Origin of the sequence: Kribbella jejuensis, assembly GCF_006715085.1 — a bacterium.
GTDB classification, from domain to species: Bacteria; Actinomycetota; Actinomycetes; order Propionibacteriales; family Kribbellaceae; genus Kribbella; species Kribbella jejuensis.
Genome location: NZ_VFMM01000001.1, coordinates 301878 through 318173 on the forward strand (window position 1 = coordinate 301878; position 16296 = coordinate 318173).

Annotated in this window: 11 protein-coding genes; 3 read left to right on the top strand and 8 right to left on the bottom strand. The window is 67.6% G+C overall.

What is annotated here, in order from left to right; all coding sequences use genetic code 11:
- From FB475_RS01455 to FB475_RS01465, 3 genes are read right to left on the bottom strand one after another with little or no spacing between them, the layout of a single operon-like run.
- On the bottom strand, positions 1 to 906 hold the full coding sequence (locus FB475_RS01455) for a carbohydrate ABC transporter permease (RefSeq protein WP_141851783.1): 906 nt from the start codon (positions 904 to 906) through the stop codon (positions 1 to 3).
- Positions 903 to 1898: an ABC transporter permease gene (locus FB475_RS01460; RefSeq protein WP_238331901.1), complete on the bottom strand. Its 996-nt coding sequence runs from the start codon at positions 1896 to 1898 to the stop codon at positions 903 to 905. Before FB475_RS01460 ends, FB475_RS01455 begins: the two co-directional genes overlap by 4 nt.
- On the bottom strand, positions 1882 to 3543 hold the full coding sequence (locus tag FB475_RS01465) for a type 2 periplasmic-binding domain-containing protein (RefSeq protein ID WP_238331902.1): 1662 nt from the start codon (positions 3541 to 3543) through the stop codon (positions 1882 to 1884). The genes FB475_RS01460 and FB475_RS01465 overlap by 17 nt, the downstream gene beginning before the upstream one ends.
- Positions 3544 to 3651: 108 nt before the next feature.
- On the opposite strand from FB475_RS01465, the gene FB475_RS01470 reads away from it, so the two are divergent.
- The 3 genes from FB475_RS01470 (at position 3652) to FB475_RS01480 (ending at position 8753) form a co-directional block, all read left to right on the top strand.
- Positions 3652 to 4842 carry an ROK family transcriptional regulator gene (locus tag FB475_RS01470; RefSeq protein ID WP_141851787.1) on the top strand — a complete coding sequence of 397 codons (1191 nt, stop codon included), beginning with the start codon at positions 3652 to 3654 and terminating at the stop codon, positions 4840 to 4842.
- A gap of 114 nt (positions 4843 to 4956) precedes the next feature.
- Positions 4957 to 7758, top strand: a complete 2802-nt coding sequence (locus FB475_RS01475; RefSeq protein WP_141851789.1) for a glycoside hydrolase family 3 protein — start codon at positions 4957 to 4959, stop codon at positions 7756 to 7758.
- Entirely contained in the window at positions 7755 to 8753 is a 999-nt protein-coding gene (locus tag FB475_RS01480; RefSeq protein ID WP_141851791.1) for a molybdopterin-dependent oxidoreductase, read from the top strand. Before FB475_RS01475 ends, FB475_RS01480 begins: the two co-directional genes overlap by 4 nt.
- A gap of 27 nt (positions 8754 to 8780) precedes the next feature.
- Here the strand turns inward: FB475_RS01480 and FB475_RS01485 are convergent, their stop codons facing one another.
- Genes FB475_RS01485 through FB475_RS01505 form a run of 5 tightly spaced genes read right to left on the bottom strand, consistent with a single transcriptional unit; the run spans position 8781 to position 16195 of the window.
- Positions 8781 to 10121, bottom strand: a complete 1341-nt coding sequence (locus FB475_RS01485) for an alpha-L-fucosidase (RefSeq protein WP_141851793.1) — start codon at positions 10119 to 10121, stop codon at positions 8781 to 8783.
- Complete coding sequence (locus FB475_RS01490) at positions 10118 to 11800, bottom strand: type 2 periplasmic-binding domain-containing protein (RefSeq protein ID WP_141851795.1); 1683 nt, start codon at positions 11798 to 11800, stop codon at positions 10118 to 10120. The genes FB475_RS01485 and FB475_RS01490 overlap by 4 nt, the downstream gene beginning before the upstream one ends.
- Positions 11801 to 11844: 44 nt before the next feature.
- A complete protein-coding gene (locus FB475_RS01495; RefSeq protein ID WP_141851797.1) occupies positions 11845 to 12795 on the bottom strand; it encodes a carbohydrate ABC transporter permease in 951 nt (316 codons plus the stop codon).
- Positions 12792 to 13784, bottom strand: coding sequence for an ABC transporter permease (locus FB475_RS01500; protein WP_141851799.1), 993 nt, complete (start codon positions 13782 to 13784; stop codon positions 12792 to 12794). Before FB475_RS01500 ends, FB475_RS01495 begins: the two co-directional genes overlap by 4 nt.
- A 35-nt stretch (positions 13785 to 13819) precedes the next feature.
- Complete coding sequence (locus FB475_RS01505; protein ID WP_185759007.1) at positions 13820 to 16195, bottom strand: glycoside hydrolase family 95 protein; 2376 nt, start codon at positions 16193 to 16195, stop codon at positions 13820 to 13822.
- Positions 16196 to 16296 lie beyond the last annotated feature (101 nt).

Genomic DNA, 16296 nt, shown 5'->3' on the forward strand with positions numbered 1-16296 from the left:
TCACCCCTTGACCGCGCCGATGATGACGCCCTTGGTGAAGTGCCGCTGGATGAACGGATAGACGAGCAGCACCGGCAGGATCGCGATCACCACGATCGCCATCTTGATCGCCAGCCCGGGCGCCGGTTGCAGCCCCAGTCCGACGCCGGTCGAGACACCACCGGCGCCGGTCGGAAGTGCCTGCTGCTGGACGATGTACGTCCGCAGCACCATCTGCAACGGCCACTTGCTGTTGTCGTTGATGTACAGCAGCGCGTTGAAGAACGCGTTCCAGTAACCGACCGCGTAGAACAGCCCGACGACCGCGACCACCGCCTTCGACAGCGGCAGCACGATCCGGCGCAGGATGGACAGGTCGCCCGCACCGTCGATCCGGGCGCTGTCGATCAGCTCACCCGGAATGCCCATGAAGAACGACCGCATCACGATCAGGTTGAAGGCCGAGATCGCGGCCGGCAGGATCAGCGACGCATAGTGGTCGATCAGCCCGAGCGAGTTCACCAGCAGATAGCTCGGGATGATGCCGGGCCCGAACAGGAACGTCAGCAGTACGACGAACAGCAGCGGCCGGTGGAACAACGATCCCGGCCGCGACAGCCCGTACGCGGCGAGCACGGTGATCCCGAGGCTGAACGCCGTACCGACAAGGGTGATCAGCACGCTGATCACCAGCGCCCTCGTCACCACGCCGCCGGACAGCAGCTGCACGTACGCCGCGATCGTGAGTTCCCGCGGTACGACGACCAGGCCGCCCGCTCGCGTGACCGCCTCGGTCGAGGACAGGCTCGTCACCACGACGACGTACAGCGGGAACGCCACCGCGAGCGCGATCAGCGTCAGCACCAGCGGCTTGGTCAGCCGGTCGACGATCGTCGGTTCTTCTTCCCAGACAGCTCGTGTGGTCATGAGCGCGAATACACCCCCTGCTCGCCCACCATGTGGGCGAATCTGTTGGCCACCAGGACGAGGACGAGGCCGACCACGCCTTTGAACAAACCGGCGGCGGCGCCGTAGCCGAAGTCGCCGGCGAGCAGGCCCTGGTAATAGACGAAGGTGTCGAGTACTTCCGCGGCGTTGCCGCCGACGGCGCTGCGCTGCAGGATGAACTGCTCGAACCCGACCGTCAGCGCGTCACCGAGCCGCAGGATCAGCAGCAGCACGATCACCGGGCGCAGACCGGGCAGAGTGATGTGCCACAGACGCCGCCAGCGGTTCGCGCCGTCGGCCGCCGCCGACTCGTAGAGCTCCGGGCTGATCGTCGACAACGCGGCGAGGAACACGATCATGCCCCAGCCGGCGTCCTTCCAGACCGCCTGTGCGGTGACCAGCAGAATGAACGTGTCGGGCTTGGTCATCAGGTCGATCGCCGAGTGGCCGTGCTCGCGCAGCGTCTGCGAGAGCAGGCCGGCGCCGCCGATCATCTGCTGGAACAGCGAGACGACGAGGACCCAGGAGAAGAAGTGCGGCAGATAGACGATGCCCTGGATGACGTTGCGGATCTTCGCGGACAGAACACTGTTCAGCAACAAGGCCAGCCCGATCGGGATCGGGAAGAAGAACGCCAGCTGCACCACCGTGATCGACAGCGTGTTCGCCACGGCCCGCCAGAACGCGGGTTCGGAGAACATCCGCTGGAAGTTGGCGAAACCGACGAAGTCGCTGCCCCGGATCCCGGTGTACGGCGAGTAGTCCTGGAACGCGATCACGTTCCCCAGCGTCGGGAAATAGTGGAACACGCCCAGCAGCACGATCACCGGCGCCACCATCAACAGCAGCGGCCAGTCCCGCCGCAACCGGTGCCGGAACTTCGCTCCGCCACTCCTGTTCCGCCGGTGGACGGGTTCCTTGGTCTGTCGGGTCTCCTCCGCCTTCACCGAAGGCTCAACGGCCGTTGTCACTGAGAACCTTCGCGTAGAAGTCACGGCCTTCGTTGCCGCCGTTGTCCTGCCACTGCTTGACGGCCGTCTTCAGGTAACTGACCGGCTTGCGCCCGCGGTAGATGTCCTGCAGCGCGTCGTCGAACGGCTTGGCCAGCGCGGCCATCTTGGCGGGTTGCTCCACCCGGATGCCCTCGAAGAGATTCTTCTCCCGGAACTTGATCGCCGTGTTCTCCCAGGCACACATCGACTCGACGTACCCCGGGTACTCGCTCTGCGTGATGGCGACCGGACGGCCACCCAGGAAGATGTACGTCTGCGAGACTTCTTTCTGGCCCAGCGCCGTCAGCTTCGGCGCACCGTTGCTCTGCCGCGTGTAGTGCTTGCCCTCGACCCCGTAGTTGTACAGCTGGTACTCCTCGGTCCCGAACGGTGCGGCCGTGTAGTTCAGGACGCCGAGCAGCTCCTTGACGCGTGCCTCGCCGACTCCCTTCTTCACGAAGGTGAAGATCCCGGCCGGGTCACCGCCCCAGGTGATCGGAGTGCCGCCGTCGTGGGCGAACGGCACCACCGGCTGCGGGTTGAACTTGGGGTTCGTCGGCAGCTGCCGCTGCAGCGACTCGGCCCAGGCACCCAGCCCGTCCTGCCGGATCACGAACTTGCCGCCCTCGAACAGCGCCTTCTCGTCGGCCGAGTTGCCGACCACCTCGGGATGCACGTAGCCCGACTGGAACAGCTGCCGGACGAACGCCACCGACTCCTCGAACTCCGGCGTCTCGATCTTGTTCACCAGCTTGCCGCTGGAGTCCTTACGCCAGCTCCCCGGCGCACCGAACATCCGGGCCACCTCGTCGGCGACCGAGCCGAACGCCCAGCGACCGGACTTGGCGTCGGTCATCTGCTTGCCCAGCGCGAGCATGTCGTCGGCGTTCTTCGGCGGCTGCGCGCCGACCTGGTCGAAGATGTCCTTGCGGTAGAACAGCGCCCACGGGAACCCGTCGGACGGGAACGGCACCGCCTTGAGCTGGCTGTTCCAGACGCCGTACGCCCAGGCCCTGGTCGGCAGGTTCGCCAGCATCGGGTACGCCGCGGCCTTGTCACCGGCGAGGTACGGCGTCAGATCCTCGAACAGCTTGTCCACCGCCTGGCCGAACCGGGTCAGCCCGGAGATGTTCCAGCCCGGGATGCAGAGCAGCTCCGGGACGTTGCCGGCGGCAAGGATCGGGCCGAGCTTGTCGCCGTAGTCGTTGCCGTTCAGGATGTTGAACTTGACCGGGGCACCGATCCGCTCGTCGTTCGCCTCGAAGTACGAGTTGTTCGCCAGCGGCGGGATCGGGCTCCACAGCGGCGTCATCGCGGTCACCGGCTTGCCACTGGGCACCATCTTGTCCGGCACCGCCCGCTTCAGCTCGGCCGGGTAGTGCGTGAAGCCCGGCGAGGCGCCGTCCTGGCCCGGCAGATCCGGCTTGACCGGTTCGTACTGGACGTACTTCGGCAGCAGCCCGGACAACTTGTCCTCGGTCTCGGCGTGCCCCGACGTACTGGAACCCGAGCTGCCGTTGGAGCAGCCGGTCAGCGTGACCCCGCCGGCGGCAGCGGCCGCGCCGGCGCCGAGCAGGGAGATGAAGGTCCGGCGGCTGGCCCCGCCGATCGCTGGTCCGGTCACGTCGCATCTCCTAGAATTAGTTGGGCTGGTCGCCAAACAAATTAACCCAGGCCAGACCATGCGACAAGGTGTAGAACTGACCCAGAACTTCTTTCGACGGGACGGACCTTGATCACACAGACCGCCGACCACACCGACATCCGCGCGATCAACCTGGCCGCGGTACTGGCCCATCTGCGCCGGGAAGCGCCGTGCTCGCGAGCCGCGATCGCGTCGGCCACCGGCTTGAACAAGGCGACCGTCACGAGCATCGTCGGCGAGCTGCTCGACCGCCGGCTGGTCCGCGAGACCCAGCAGACCCAGAACCACGTCGGCCGTCCGGCGACCCTGCTCGTGCTCGACGGTTCGGCGTACGCGACCATCGGGCTCGAGGTCAGCGCGCGCGGCCTGACCGCGCTCGGCTGTGACGCGGCCGGCGAGCAGGTGCTGCGCTGGCACCGCGCCGGGCCGGGGCCCGACGCCGGACCGGCGAAGGCGATCGCGGCGATCGCCGCGCTGGCCCGCCGGGCAATCGCTTCGGTGCAGTCGTCCGGGCGGCGGGTGCTCGGCATCACCGTCGGCGTACCCGGGCTGGTGAACCGCGACGGTGCGGTCGTCCTGGCCGCCGGGCTGGGCTGGCGGGACGTGCCGCTGGGGTCCGAGCTGGCCGCGGCGCTCGGGCGGCCGGACATTCCGGTGACGGTCGACAACGACGCGTCGCTGGGCGTGCTGGCCGAGCACCTCTACGGCGAGTACGCCGGTACGCCGAACCTGATCCAGCTGACCGGCGACACCGGCGTCGGCGCCGGCATCATCGTCGACGGCCGGCCGCTGCAGGGGCATCTCGGGTACGTCGGGGAAATCGGCCACCTGCGACTGATCCCGGACGGCCCGCTCTGCGCGTGCGGCCGCCGCGGCTGCCTGGAAGCGCTCGCCGGTGTACCCGCGATCCTCGCCCGGGTCGGCGCGACGGTCGACGAGGAGGACTCACAGCGCCAACTCGAAGGGCTGATGCGCCGGGCGGACAACCGCGAGGCGGACGTCATCGGAGTGCTCACCGAGGCCGGCACCCACCTCGGTCACGGCATCGCCGCTCTCGTCAATGTCCTCAACCCGGAAGTGGTGGTGCTCGGCGGCGCGTACGCCCTACTCGCCGAACACCTGGCTCCCGCGGTCGACAAGGCCCTGCGGGAAGCGACCATCGCGCCGGACGCCGGCGGCTGCACCGTCGTGCCGTCCAGCTTCCCGCACACCGCCACTCCCCTGGGCGCGACCGCTCAGGCGCTGACCCCGCTGACCAGCGGCCGACTGCCGGGCTGAAGCCGGAAAGCGCCTGCCCCGGGGTCTTGACCGTGAGCGCGCAGGATGTCACCCTCGGTTTCACGCCCGATTGTCGAAGCGCTTCGACATACCCTGCCATTGGAGTCGATCGCCATGAGTACTCCAACTCCCCCGTTCCGCGACCCGGCACGCCCGACCGTTGAGCGGCTCGACGACCTGCTCGCCCGGCTCACCCGGGAGGAGAAGATCGCGCTGCTGCACCAGTACCAGTCGGCCGTTCCACGGCTCGGTCTGGAGGCGTTCCGTACCGGCACCGAGGCCCTGCACGGCGTCGCCTGGCACGGTCCCGCGACCGTGTTCCCGCAGGCGATCGGCCTTGCGACAGGCTGGAATCCCGAACTCGTCCGCGCGGTCGGTTCGGCCGTCGGCGACGAGGTCCGGGTGTTCCACCACAAGGACCCGGCCAGCGTCGGACTGAACGTCTGGGCGCCGGTGGTGAACCCGCTCCGGGACCCGCGCTGGGGCCGCAACGAGGAGGGGTACGCCGAGGATCCGTGGCTGACGGGCGTGATCGCGACCGCGTACGCGCGTGGCCTGGCCGGCGACGACCCGAAGTACCTGAAGACCGCGCCGACGCTCAAGCATTTCCTTGCCTACAACAACGAGACCGACCGGTGCACGACGTCGAGCAACCTCCCGCCGCGGGTCCTGCACGACTACGAGCTCCCGGCGTACCGCTCCCCGATCGAGGCCGGCGTCGCGGTCGCGGTGATGCCGTCGTACAACCTGGTGAACGGCCGGCCCACCCATCTGAGCCCGCTGATCAACGACGTGCTCCGGACCTGGACGACCGACGAGATCCTGGTGGTCAGCGACGCGTACGCACCGGCCAACCTGTTCGGCCTGCAGCAGTTCCTGCCCGACGGACCGAGCGCCTACGCGGCCGCGCTCAAGGCGGGCGTCGACAACTTCACCCAGGACGACACGAACTCCGCTCCGACCGTCGAGCGGCTGACGACCGCGCTCGACCGCGGACTGATCACCGCCGAGGACATCGACGCCGCGGCCCGGCGGGTGCTCGCGATCCGCCTGCGGCTGGGCGAATTCGACCCGCCCGAGCTCGACCCGTACCGCGAGCTCGAGCCCGAACTGGTGAACTGCCCGGCGCATCGCCGGCTCGCCCAGGACGCGGCCCGCGAGTCGATCGTGCTGCTCAAACACGACAGCCGACTGCTGCCGCTGTCCGCGTCGACGCTGACCCGGGTCGCGGTCGTCGGGCCGCTCGCCGGGACGCTGTCCGCGGACTGGTACGCCGGCACGCTGCCGTACCAGATCACCGCACTGGACGGCATCGCCGAACGCCTGGGCCGGCACCGGGTCGACTACCACGAGGGCGTCGACCGGGTCTGCCTCCGGATCGCCGGTACGTCGTCGTACGTCACCGTCGCTCCGGACGCGGCGCTGCGGACCGGCAGCGTACCCGGCGAGTTCGACCTGTTCGACTGGGGCGGCGGTTCGTGGGCGTTGCGGTCGGTTTTCAACGGTCAGCACGTCAGCGTTGCCGACGACGGCGAAGTGGTGGCGGACCAGCCGGGTCCGAACGGCTGGGAGGTCAAGGAGACGTTCCGGCTCGTGCGGCAGGCCGACGAGGTGCTGATCCAGCATCAGCACAGTGGCCGCTACCTGGCCGTGGACGAACACGGCACCGTGGGCCTCGCCGACGAGGGTTCGGCGTTCGAGATCGACGTCCTGGTCGACGGCGCCGCCCGGGCGGCCGAGCTCGCGGCCGCCGCCGATCTCACGATCGTTGTCGCAGGCAACCACCCGCTGGTGAACGGCCGCGAGACCGAGGACCGGGAAAGCCTCGACCTCCCGGTCGGCCAGGAGCGCCTCATCCGCCAGGTGCACGCCGCGAACCCGCGGACCGTCCTGGTGCTGACCAGCAGTTACCCGTTCGCGATCGGCTGGGCCCAGCAGCACCTGCCGGCGATCCTGTGGTCCGCACACGGTGGACAGGAGTACGGTCGCGCGCTGGCCGACGTACTGTTCGGCGACCACGACCCGTCGGGCCGGTTGACCCAGACCTGGTACGACTCCGCCGCCGACCTGCCCGGTCTGCTCGACTACGACATCGTCACGACCGACGCGACGTACCTTTACTTCCGCGGCACTCCGCTGTATCCGTTCGGCCACGGCCTCAGCTACACGACGTTCGCGTACGGCGATCTGCGGCTGAGCACACCGTCGATCCCGGCGGACGGAGAGGTTCACGTCACGTTCACTGTCACCAACACCGGCGATCGCCCCGGCACCGAAGTCGCGCAACTGTACTCGCGCCAGCAGCGGTCACGCGTCAAGCAACCCCTGCGGCAGCTGCGCGGGTTCCGCCGGGTCTGTTTGCAGCCCGGCGAAACCACGCAGATCGAGCTCACGATCAACGCGGCCGACCTGGGCTTCTGGGACGTGACGCGTGATCGGCACTGCGTCGAATCCGCCGGCCACAGCATCATGGTCGGCTCCTCCAGCGCCGACCTCCGCCTCAGCACTACCCTCGACGTCCGCGGCGAACGCATCCCACCGCGCACGCTCGACCTCGCCGCCACCAGTTTCGACGACTACTGCGCCGTCACTCTGACCGCGGCGACCCCGCAACGCGGCGACGCGGTGATCTCGCTGGAATCCCAAGCCTGGCTCGCCTTCGACGACGTCCTGCTCGAGTCCACCGGCGTCCGGGCCCGAGCGGCCAACCGCACCGACGAGCCGGCCACCATCCAACTCCGCCTCGACGACCCCCTCCACGGCGAGCTCCTCAGCACCCTGCGGATCCCGCCGACCCAGGACCTCATCGAACTGTCCGCAGACCTGACCACGGTCCCCGGAGTACACACCCTCTACGCAGTCTTCTCGGCACCCGACGTCGTACTGGAGGATCTGCGCATTACTGTGGACGGGTGAAGGGTCGGACGGCCAATCTCGTTCTTCTGGTCGTGGTTCCGCTGGCTGCGGTGTCGGGGCTCTGCATGTTCGTACTCGGCGGCGGGCTCGTGTGGCCGATCGCGTTCCTGCACGGGGCTGTTGGTCTGGCCGTCGTCGTTCTCGTTCCCTGGAAGTCGATCGTGGTACGGCGAGCGCTGCGCCGTGCGCGACGGCCCGGCTGGGTCGTCTCGCTGCTCCTGACCGCGACAACGGTCGTCGCGCTGGTTACCGGCGTGGCGCACCGGGCCGGTGCCCTGCTGGCCGCCGCACCTGTCACTACGCTGCAGTTGCATGTCGCCGCCGGCGTCGTTGCGGCGATCCTCACCCTCCTGCATGCGCACCGTCGACCGGTCCGGGCACGCCGGGCCGACGTCTCGCGACGCGCGTTGCTGCGGCTCGGGCTGGTCGCCTCCGCGGCCGGCCTCCTCGAGGGGACCGCCCGGGGAGCCAGTGCAGTGGCGACGCCGTCCGGGGTACGCCGATCCACCGGCTCGTTCGAACTCACGTCGTCCTCGGTCGCCGCGATCCCGGTCACGTCGTGGCTCTTCGACCCGGTGCCCGACCTCGGCCTCACCTCCTGGCGGCTGACCGTGTCGAGCGGTGGCACCTCCCGGGACTGGTCCCTGGAGGATCTCGGCGAATGGGACGACCGGCTGATCGCCGTCCTGGACTGCACCGGCGGGTGGTGGACGGAGCAGGAGTGGTCCGGCGTACGAGTGAGCAGGCTGCTCCCCGACGGTGCGACCGGAACGGTCAAGGTGACGAGCGCGACGGGCTACCACCGTCGGCTGCCGCTGACCGACCACCTACTCCTCGCCACTGGCATCGGTGGCAACGCCCTCACCGCCGGGCACGGCGCCCCGGCGCGCCTGGTGGTCCCCGGCCGGCGCGGCTACCACTGGGTCAAATGGGTGGTCCGCATCGATCTCGACAGCCACCCGTGGTGGGTCGAGGCTCCACTGCCGCTGCAGTGACACCTCGACCCACCGCTCCCGTTCAGATCATTCGGTCGCCAGGTCGAGGGCCAGGCAGTTGGCGAACTCGACCGGTTGTTTGTCGGGCAGGCGGACGACCAGGGTGCCGTGAGCCTGCTCGAAGTCGACCGGGCCGTGGCCGAGCAGGCGGACGCCGGCTACGGATTCGTGGCCGGCCAGGCTGCGGATCACCGCGCGGCCGTCGTCGGGCCACGCCAACTGGAAGGCGTAGACGGTGTTGTCGCGGCGGGTGAACCGGAAGTCGGAACTCGTCCAGTTCACCCTGTCCTCGGTGAAGCCGTCGATGACCACGCTGCGCGGACCCTCGCCGAACACCCGGAACGGCCGGGTGCCGTAGATGCCCTCGCCGCAGACCCGCATCCAGGCACCGAGATCCTCCAGGATCCGGGTGCACTCGAGGTCGAGCGAGCCGTCGGGCAACTGCGGCACGTTCAGCAGCAGGTTGCCGTTCTTCGACACGATGTCGACCAGCATCTCGACGACGTGCCCCGCGGTCTTGTAGACGTCGCGCACGTTGTAGAACCAGTCGCCGATCGAGGTGTCGGTCTGCCACGGCGCAGCACCGATTGCAGGGATCTGGCTGCGTTCGATGTCCATCACACCGACCGCGCTGATCTCCGGCCGGCGGTCCTTCTGCTGGTAGACGGCCCGGTTCGCGCCGTGCACCTGCGCGCTCGTGTTGTACAGGTGCGACACCGCCCGCAGGCCGGGCGTGTAGTCGACCTCGCCGAACGGCAGTGCTCCGTCGGAGTACAGCAGGTCGGGCTGGAACCGGTCGATCATCTCGGTCACCGACTCGAGCCAGTAGTGGTGCCAGGCCGGATCGTCGGTGTACCAGGGATCCGGCACCTCACCGCCCTCGGTGGCCTTCATCCAGGTGTACGACGCGCCGAGGTGCTCGGTGATACCGAACGGCAGCCCGTGCGCGTCCGCGGCGGCCTTCCACAACGCGACGATGTCCTTGCCCGGACCGGCCTTGACCGAGTTCCAGGGGTTCACCGCCGAGTCGTAGTTGAAGAAGTTGTCGTGGTGCACGGTCTGCGCGACGAAGTACCGCGCTCCGGCGGCGACGAACTGCTCCATCAGCGCGTCCGGGTCGAACCGCTCGGCCTTCCACAGCCGGACGACGTCCTCGTACCCGAACTGCGACGGCGGCCCGTAGGTCCGCAGGTGGTAGCGGTACTGGTCGCTGCCCTCGCGGTACATGTGCCGGGCGTACCAGTCGCCGTACCGCGGGACCGCCTGCGGCCCCCAGTGCGACCAGATCCCGAACTTCGCGTCCCGGAACCACTCCGGACACTGGAACGTGCGCAGGGACTCGAAACTGGACTCGAACGTGTTTGTCATTTGGGCACCTTGTCGTAGGCGGTCTGCTGGATCTCCAGGTAGCGCTTCAGTCCCAGGCTGTCGAGGCCCTTGACGTAAGCGTCCCAATCGGTGTCGATGTTCTTCGAGCCGGTGACGAATTGGAGCGCGTTCTGCTGGACGTAGTTGTCGATGTTGGTCTGCAGGGTCGCGAGCTCGTTGGCCTGAGCCGGGTCGATCCACACCTTCCAGAACGGGTAGATCTGGGCCTTGTCCTCGTGACCGGCGTACAGCTTTGTCGCTTCGTAGAGCTTGCGTTCGTATCCCGCCTGCGAGTAGATGTCGGTGCCGATCGCCTCGGAGTTCCGGAAGTGGGCGGTGTTGTTGTACTGCGCCATCGCGCCCCAGCCGGAGTTCCGCGGCGCCGTGCCGGGCTTCTGCGGGATCTGCTTGAAGATCGGCTTCAGCGACTTGTCGAGCGCGACGTCACCGGGGCCCGGATCGGTCCAGCCCTTGCCCTTCATCCCGAACTGACCGTTGATCTGACCCTGGTCGGTGAAGATGTAGTCGAGCATCTTGATCGCAGCGATCTGCTTCTCCGGCGTCGCCTTGCTGGTCAGCACGAACGTCGCACCGGGCGCGCTCGGGAAGTTGTAGCCGGTGTAGTTCTTGCCTTCCGGACCGGTCAGCGGCGGTACGGCGTCGTACTGCTTGTCCCGTCCGTCGGCCGAACCGGTGTTGACGAAGATGCCCGGGTGCAGCACGGTCGCGGACCCGAGGATCACCGAGCCGGCGTGGTTGCCCTGCTGCGAGAGCGCGTCCCCGTTCTGGGTGAAGGCGCCCTTGTCGATCAAGCCTTCCTTGTACAGCGAGTTGAGGTACTTGAGGCCTTCTCGCCAGCCGTCCTTGTTCGCCTGGATGTCGACCTTGCCGTTGTTCAGCACCAGGGCCGAGTTGTTGTACCCGCTGGAACCCTGCGGGTCGTAGATGAACGCGTTCATGAAGTACGGGATCAGGAAGTCCCGCACATCGGCGCTGAGCGGGATCTCGTCCGCCTTGCCGTTGCCGTTCGGGTCCTGGGTCTTGAACGCCTCCAGGACCTTGCGCATGTCCTCGGTCGTCTTCGGTTGCTGCAGTCCGAGCTTCTTCAGCCAGGCCGAGTTCATCCAGAGCTTGTCCTGGTACGAGCAGTGGAAGCAGTCCACCCACTGCGGCAGGCCGTAGATCTTACCGTCCGGCGCGGTGGCCATCGACTTCCACTCGGGGGTGGAGTCCAAGGCCTTCTTGATGTTCGGCGCGTACTGGTCGATGAGCTGGTTCAGCGGTACGACGACGCCCTGGTTCGACAGCTTGAGCAGGTCGGTCTGGGTGAACTGGTCGACCCACGGGATCAGCAGGTACAGGTCCGGGTAGTCGCCGCTGGCCAGTGAGATCTGCCGCTTCTCCTTGGCCGGACCACCGTCGTAGGTCGTGGTCTGCCACTTGATCGTGATGTTGAACTTCTGCTGGATCAGCTTGGTGAAGTCGTTGGTGGCCAGGTTCGTGTCGGCCGACTGCGGCGCGAACACGTTCAGCGTGACGGCCGGGTTCCCGGTGATCGTCGGCAACGGCTTGCTGCTGGAATCGTTCGAGCTGCCTCCGGAACAGGCCGCGAGGGCGAACGCGAGGAGGCTGATGCCGGCGATCGCGGCACGCCTCCGCCTACTGAATTTGACAGACATGGGTTCCTCACAGAGACGGGGACAGGTCGGAGTGGTACCGGAGATCAGCCCTTGACGGCGCCGATCAGGATTCCCTTGGTGAAGTAGCGCGCGACGAACGGGTAGATCAGCAGCACCGGCACGCTCGCCACCACGATCAGCGAGTACTTGAGCAGGTCGGCAAGCTGCTGGCGCTGGATGACGACCGACGCGTCGACGGCTCCGCCGCCGGTCGTGTTGAGGATGAGGATGTTTCGCAGCACGAGTTGCAGCGGGAACAGGTCCGGGTTCTTCAGGTAGATCAGCGCGTCGAAGTAGGAGTTCCACTGCATGATCGCGTACATCAACGCGACCACGGCGATCATCGGCTTGGCCAGTGGGATCACCACCGACCACAGGAAGCGGAGGTCGCCGCAGCCGTCGAGTTGCGACGCCTCGACGAGTTCCTCGGGGATGGCGGTGCGGAAATAGGTGCGGGCGATGATCACCTGCCAGACACCGATCGCCTGCGGAATGATCAACGCCCACCGGGTGTCGAGCAGACCGGCCGACTGCACGACGAGGTAGGTCGGGATCAGCCCGCCGGTGAACAGCATCGTGAACAGGATCAGTGTCATCACGACGTTCCGGCCGACCAGCGTCCGGCGCGACAGCGGATAGGCGATCGCGATCGTCATCGTGACGCTGACGATCGTCCCGACGACCGTGTAGAACAGCGAGTTCAGATAGCCCTGGATGATCTGCGGATTCTCGAACACGGCGTGATAACCGCGCAGCGAGAAGTCGACCGGCCAGAACAGCACCCGGCCCGACGACACCGCCTCCGGACTGCTGAACGAACTCGCCACGATGTACAACAACGGCAACAGCACGACGAGCAAGAAGACGCCCAGCAGCAGGTACACACAGAACAAGAAGATCCGGTCCGTGCGCGGCTCGCGGATCCGCCGTGCCCGCGCCGCGCGGCGCTCCAACCGCTTGCTGGCCGGCGTAGTCGTTTCGGTCAACGTCGTCATGACCACAGTCCGTTCCCGGTGACTCGTTTCGCGATCACATTCACGATCAGCAGCAGGGCCAGGTTGATCACCGAGTTGAACAGGCCCACCGCGGTCGCCCCGCTGAAGTCCGCGTTCAGCAGACCGGTCTTGTACACGTACGTCGCGATGATCTCGGACTGGCTCAGGTTCAACGGGTTCTGCAGCAGGAACGCCTTCTCGAACCCGATCGCCATGATGTTGCCGACCGCAAGAACCAGGATGATCACCGCCGTCGGCATGATGCCCGGCAGATCGACATGCAGAATCCGCCGCAGCCGGCTCGCACCGTCCACCCGCGCGGCCTCGTGCAGCGCCGGATCGATCCCGGCCAACGCCGCCAGGTAGATCACCGCGGAGTACCCAGTCGTCTGCCAGACGTCGGACCACACATAGATGTGCCGGAAGTAGTCCGGGTTACCGAGGAAGTCGATCGCCGGTACGCCGAAGAACCCGAGCCCCTCGTTGACGATGCCGAGTCGCGGCGACAGCACCAGGATCGTCATCGAGACGACCACGACGGTGGAGATGAAGTACGGCGCGTACGTCACCATCTGCACCGTGCGCTTGAAGACACCGTTGCGGACCTCGTTCAAGGCCAGCGCGAGCACGATCGCGATCGGGAAGCTTGCCGCCACTGTGTAGAGCGAGAGCACGAAGGTGTTCTTCACCAGGGTCCAGAACACCGGGTTGTGGAAGAACAGGTCGAAGTTCTGCCACCCGACCCACGGACTCCCCCAAATGCCCTTGATCACGTTGTAGCTCTTGAACGCCAGCACCGCGTTCGACATCGGGATGTACTTGAACACCGCGAACCACAGCAGCGGCACGACCATCAACAAATACAGCGTCCAGTGCCGCCGCAGGCTGCGCCGCAGTCCTTGAACACCCGGGCGTTCGCGCCGCCGACGACGCGTACGCCGGGCAGGCGTCTCACCGGCCGGTGGCCGGACCGTGGTCAGGGTTGCCATGGGACCTCCTTCGGGGGTGCCGGTTTCAGGTCGGTTCAGGACGTGCTCAGGCGATGGGCGAGTCCCGCGATCAGCCGGACGCGCACCTGTCCGTCGCCGTACCGGACGGTCCGTTCCTGGTCGCGGTCGGCGGTCAGGACGGCCTCGATGCCGTTCGGCGTCCAGGCGATGTCGACGACCACGCCGCCGCGAGCCCGCAGCCCGCTCACCCGTCCGCTGCTCCAGGCGTCGGGCAGTGCCGGCAGCAGGACGATGTCGCCGGTATGGCTCTGCAGCAGCATCTCGGCGATACCGGCGGTGGCACCGAAGTTGCCGTCGATCTGGAACGGCGGGTGCGCACAGAACAGGTTCGGGTACACACCGGCGCCGCTTCCCGGCCGCCCGGTGGCCCGGTCGTCGGCCGGCCGGAGGAACGCCCTGATCAGCCGGTGCGCGCCCGCCGCGTCCTGCAGCCGCGCCCGCAGACAGATCTTCCAGGCGAGCGACCATCCGGTCGCCTCGTCACCACGCAGATCGAGTGAGCGCAAGGCCGCGGCCGCCAGTGCCGGGGTGGTGTCCGGAGTGATCGCATCACCGGGGTGTACGCCGACCAGGTGCGACATGTGCCGGTGGTGCGGATCCTCCTCCGGCAGATCGGCCGCCCATTCCTGCAGTTGCCCTCGCGCGCCGATCGGCGGTTCCGGCAGCCGCTTGCGTGCCGTGGAGATCTCGGCGACGAGCGGATCGACGACGTCCAGCAGTGCGGCGGCCTGCTCGACCCGGTGGAACAGATCCGAGATCAGGGCGAGGTCCATCGTCGACGACACGGTCACCGACGCGGGCTGCCCGTCCGGAGCGATGTAGTCGTTCTCCGGCGAGGTCGACGGCGCCGTACCGAGGCTGCCGTCGGGCAGTTCGACCAGCCAGTCGAGGCAGAACTCGGCCGCGCCGCGCAACGTGCGCCACGATTCACCGAGGAACGAGAGATCGCCGGTGAACTCGTAGTGATCCCACAGATGCCGGGCCAGCCATGCGCCGGCCAACGGCCAGTTCGACCAGCGCGGATCGCCTTCGACCGGGTTCGCCCAGCACCAGGCGTCGGTGTTGTGGTGCGCGGTCCAGCCGCCGCAGCCGTAGCGTTCATGGGCGGTCGTGCGGCCCGCTTCCGCGAGGTGATCGATAAACCTCAGCAGTGGCTCGTGGCACTCGGGGAGGTTCGTCGTCTCGGCCGGCCAGTAGTTCATCTCGGTGTTGATGTTGACGGTGAAGTTCGAACTCCACGGCGGTCGCAGGATGTCGTTCCAGATGCCCTGCAGGTTCGTCGGCAGGCCACCGGGCCGCGAACTCGCGACCATCAGGTAACGCCCGTAGTTGTAGGCGAGGGCCGCGAGCGCGGGGTCGTCGAGGTCGACCGACCCGGCCACCCGGACATCGGTCGGCTGCTCCGACACCTCAGGTATCCCGACGAGTTCCAGCGACGACCGGCGGAAGAGCCGCCGGTGGTCCTTCAGATGATCCTCGAGGAGGTCGGCGAATCCGCGGCCGAGTGCGTTCGACACCGCACGATCCGCTCTGATCAGGCATTCGACAGCCGTCCGGTTCGGTGGCGTCGACGGTCCGTCGTACCCGGTAGCGGTGCAGAGCACCAGCACGATCTCGGTCGCGTCCTCGACCTCGAGCTGAGAATCCGTCGCCCGGACCTCGCCGTCGGTGAGCGATCGCAATGCGATCGCCGCCGCCATCCCTCGGTCCGCGCCGTCGGAGTACCGGATCGGCTCGGGGACGTCGCGGTGCGGGGGCGCGACGTCCGCCGGCGCCTGGAGCAGCAATCCCAGGCCGCCCTCGACCGCATGTCCGCGCGACTGCAGTAGCGACGACAACCGGCAGGTGAGCGCGAGCGCCGGCGCGGACGCCGACAGCCGCACCACGAGGACGTCGTCCGGTGCGCTGACGAAAACCTCCTGCTGAACGTGCTCGCCGTCGACGTCGTACTGCGTCGTCGCGACCGCCTCGTCGAGATCGAGCGCCCGCCGGTACGCCGTGACCGTGTCGTCGACCGGCGCGGAACCACCGACGCGCGTCTCGATCAACAGGTCTCCGAGCGGCAGGTACGCCTGCGAGTAACCGGAGTGGAAACCCCGCGCGAAGTCATGCGCCCGCCGGATGTCGCCCGCCCACAAGGCCTCGCGGACCGCCTGCACGGCGTCCGGTCCGGTCGCCCCGAGCGGAACCGACAACTGTCGCGCGGTCTCCGGACCACCCGACCACAGCGTCTCGTCGTTGAGCGCGATGCGGTCGGTCGCGGTACCTCCGAAGCACATCGCGCCGATCCGGCCGTTGCCGAGTGGTAGGGCCTCCAGCCAGGTTGCGGCCGGCCGGTCGTACCACAGCCGCTGCCGGCCGGACCGAGCTGAGCTCACCAGGTCGCTCATTACATAACCTCCGTCGGGAAGACGAGGATTAATCCCATGAATCGCCCGGATCGTAGCGCTGTCGCGTGAGGTAGTCCATACTGAACGACAGCTAATCGGAA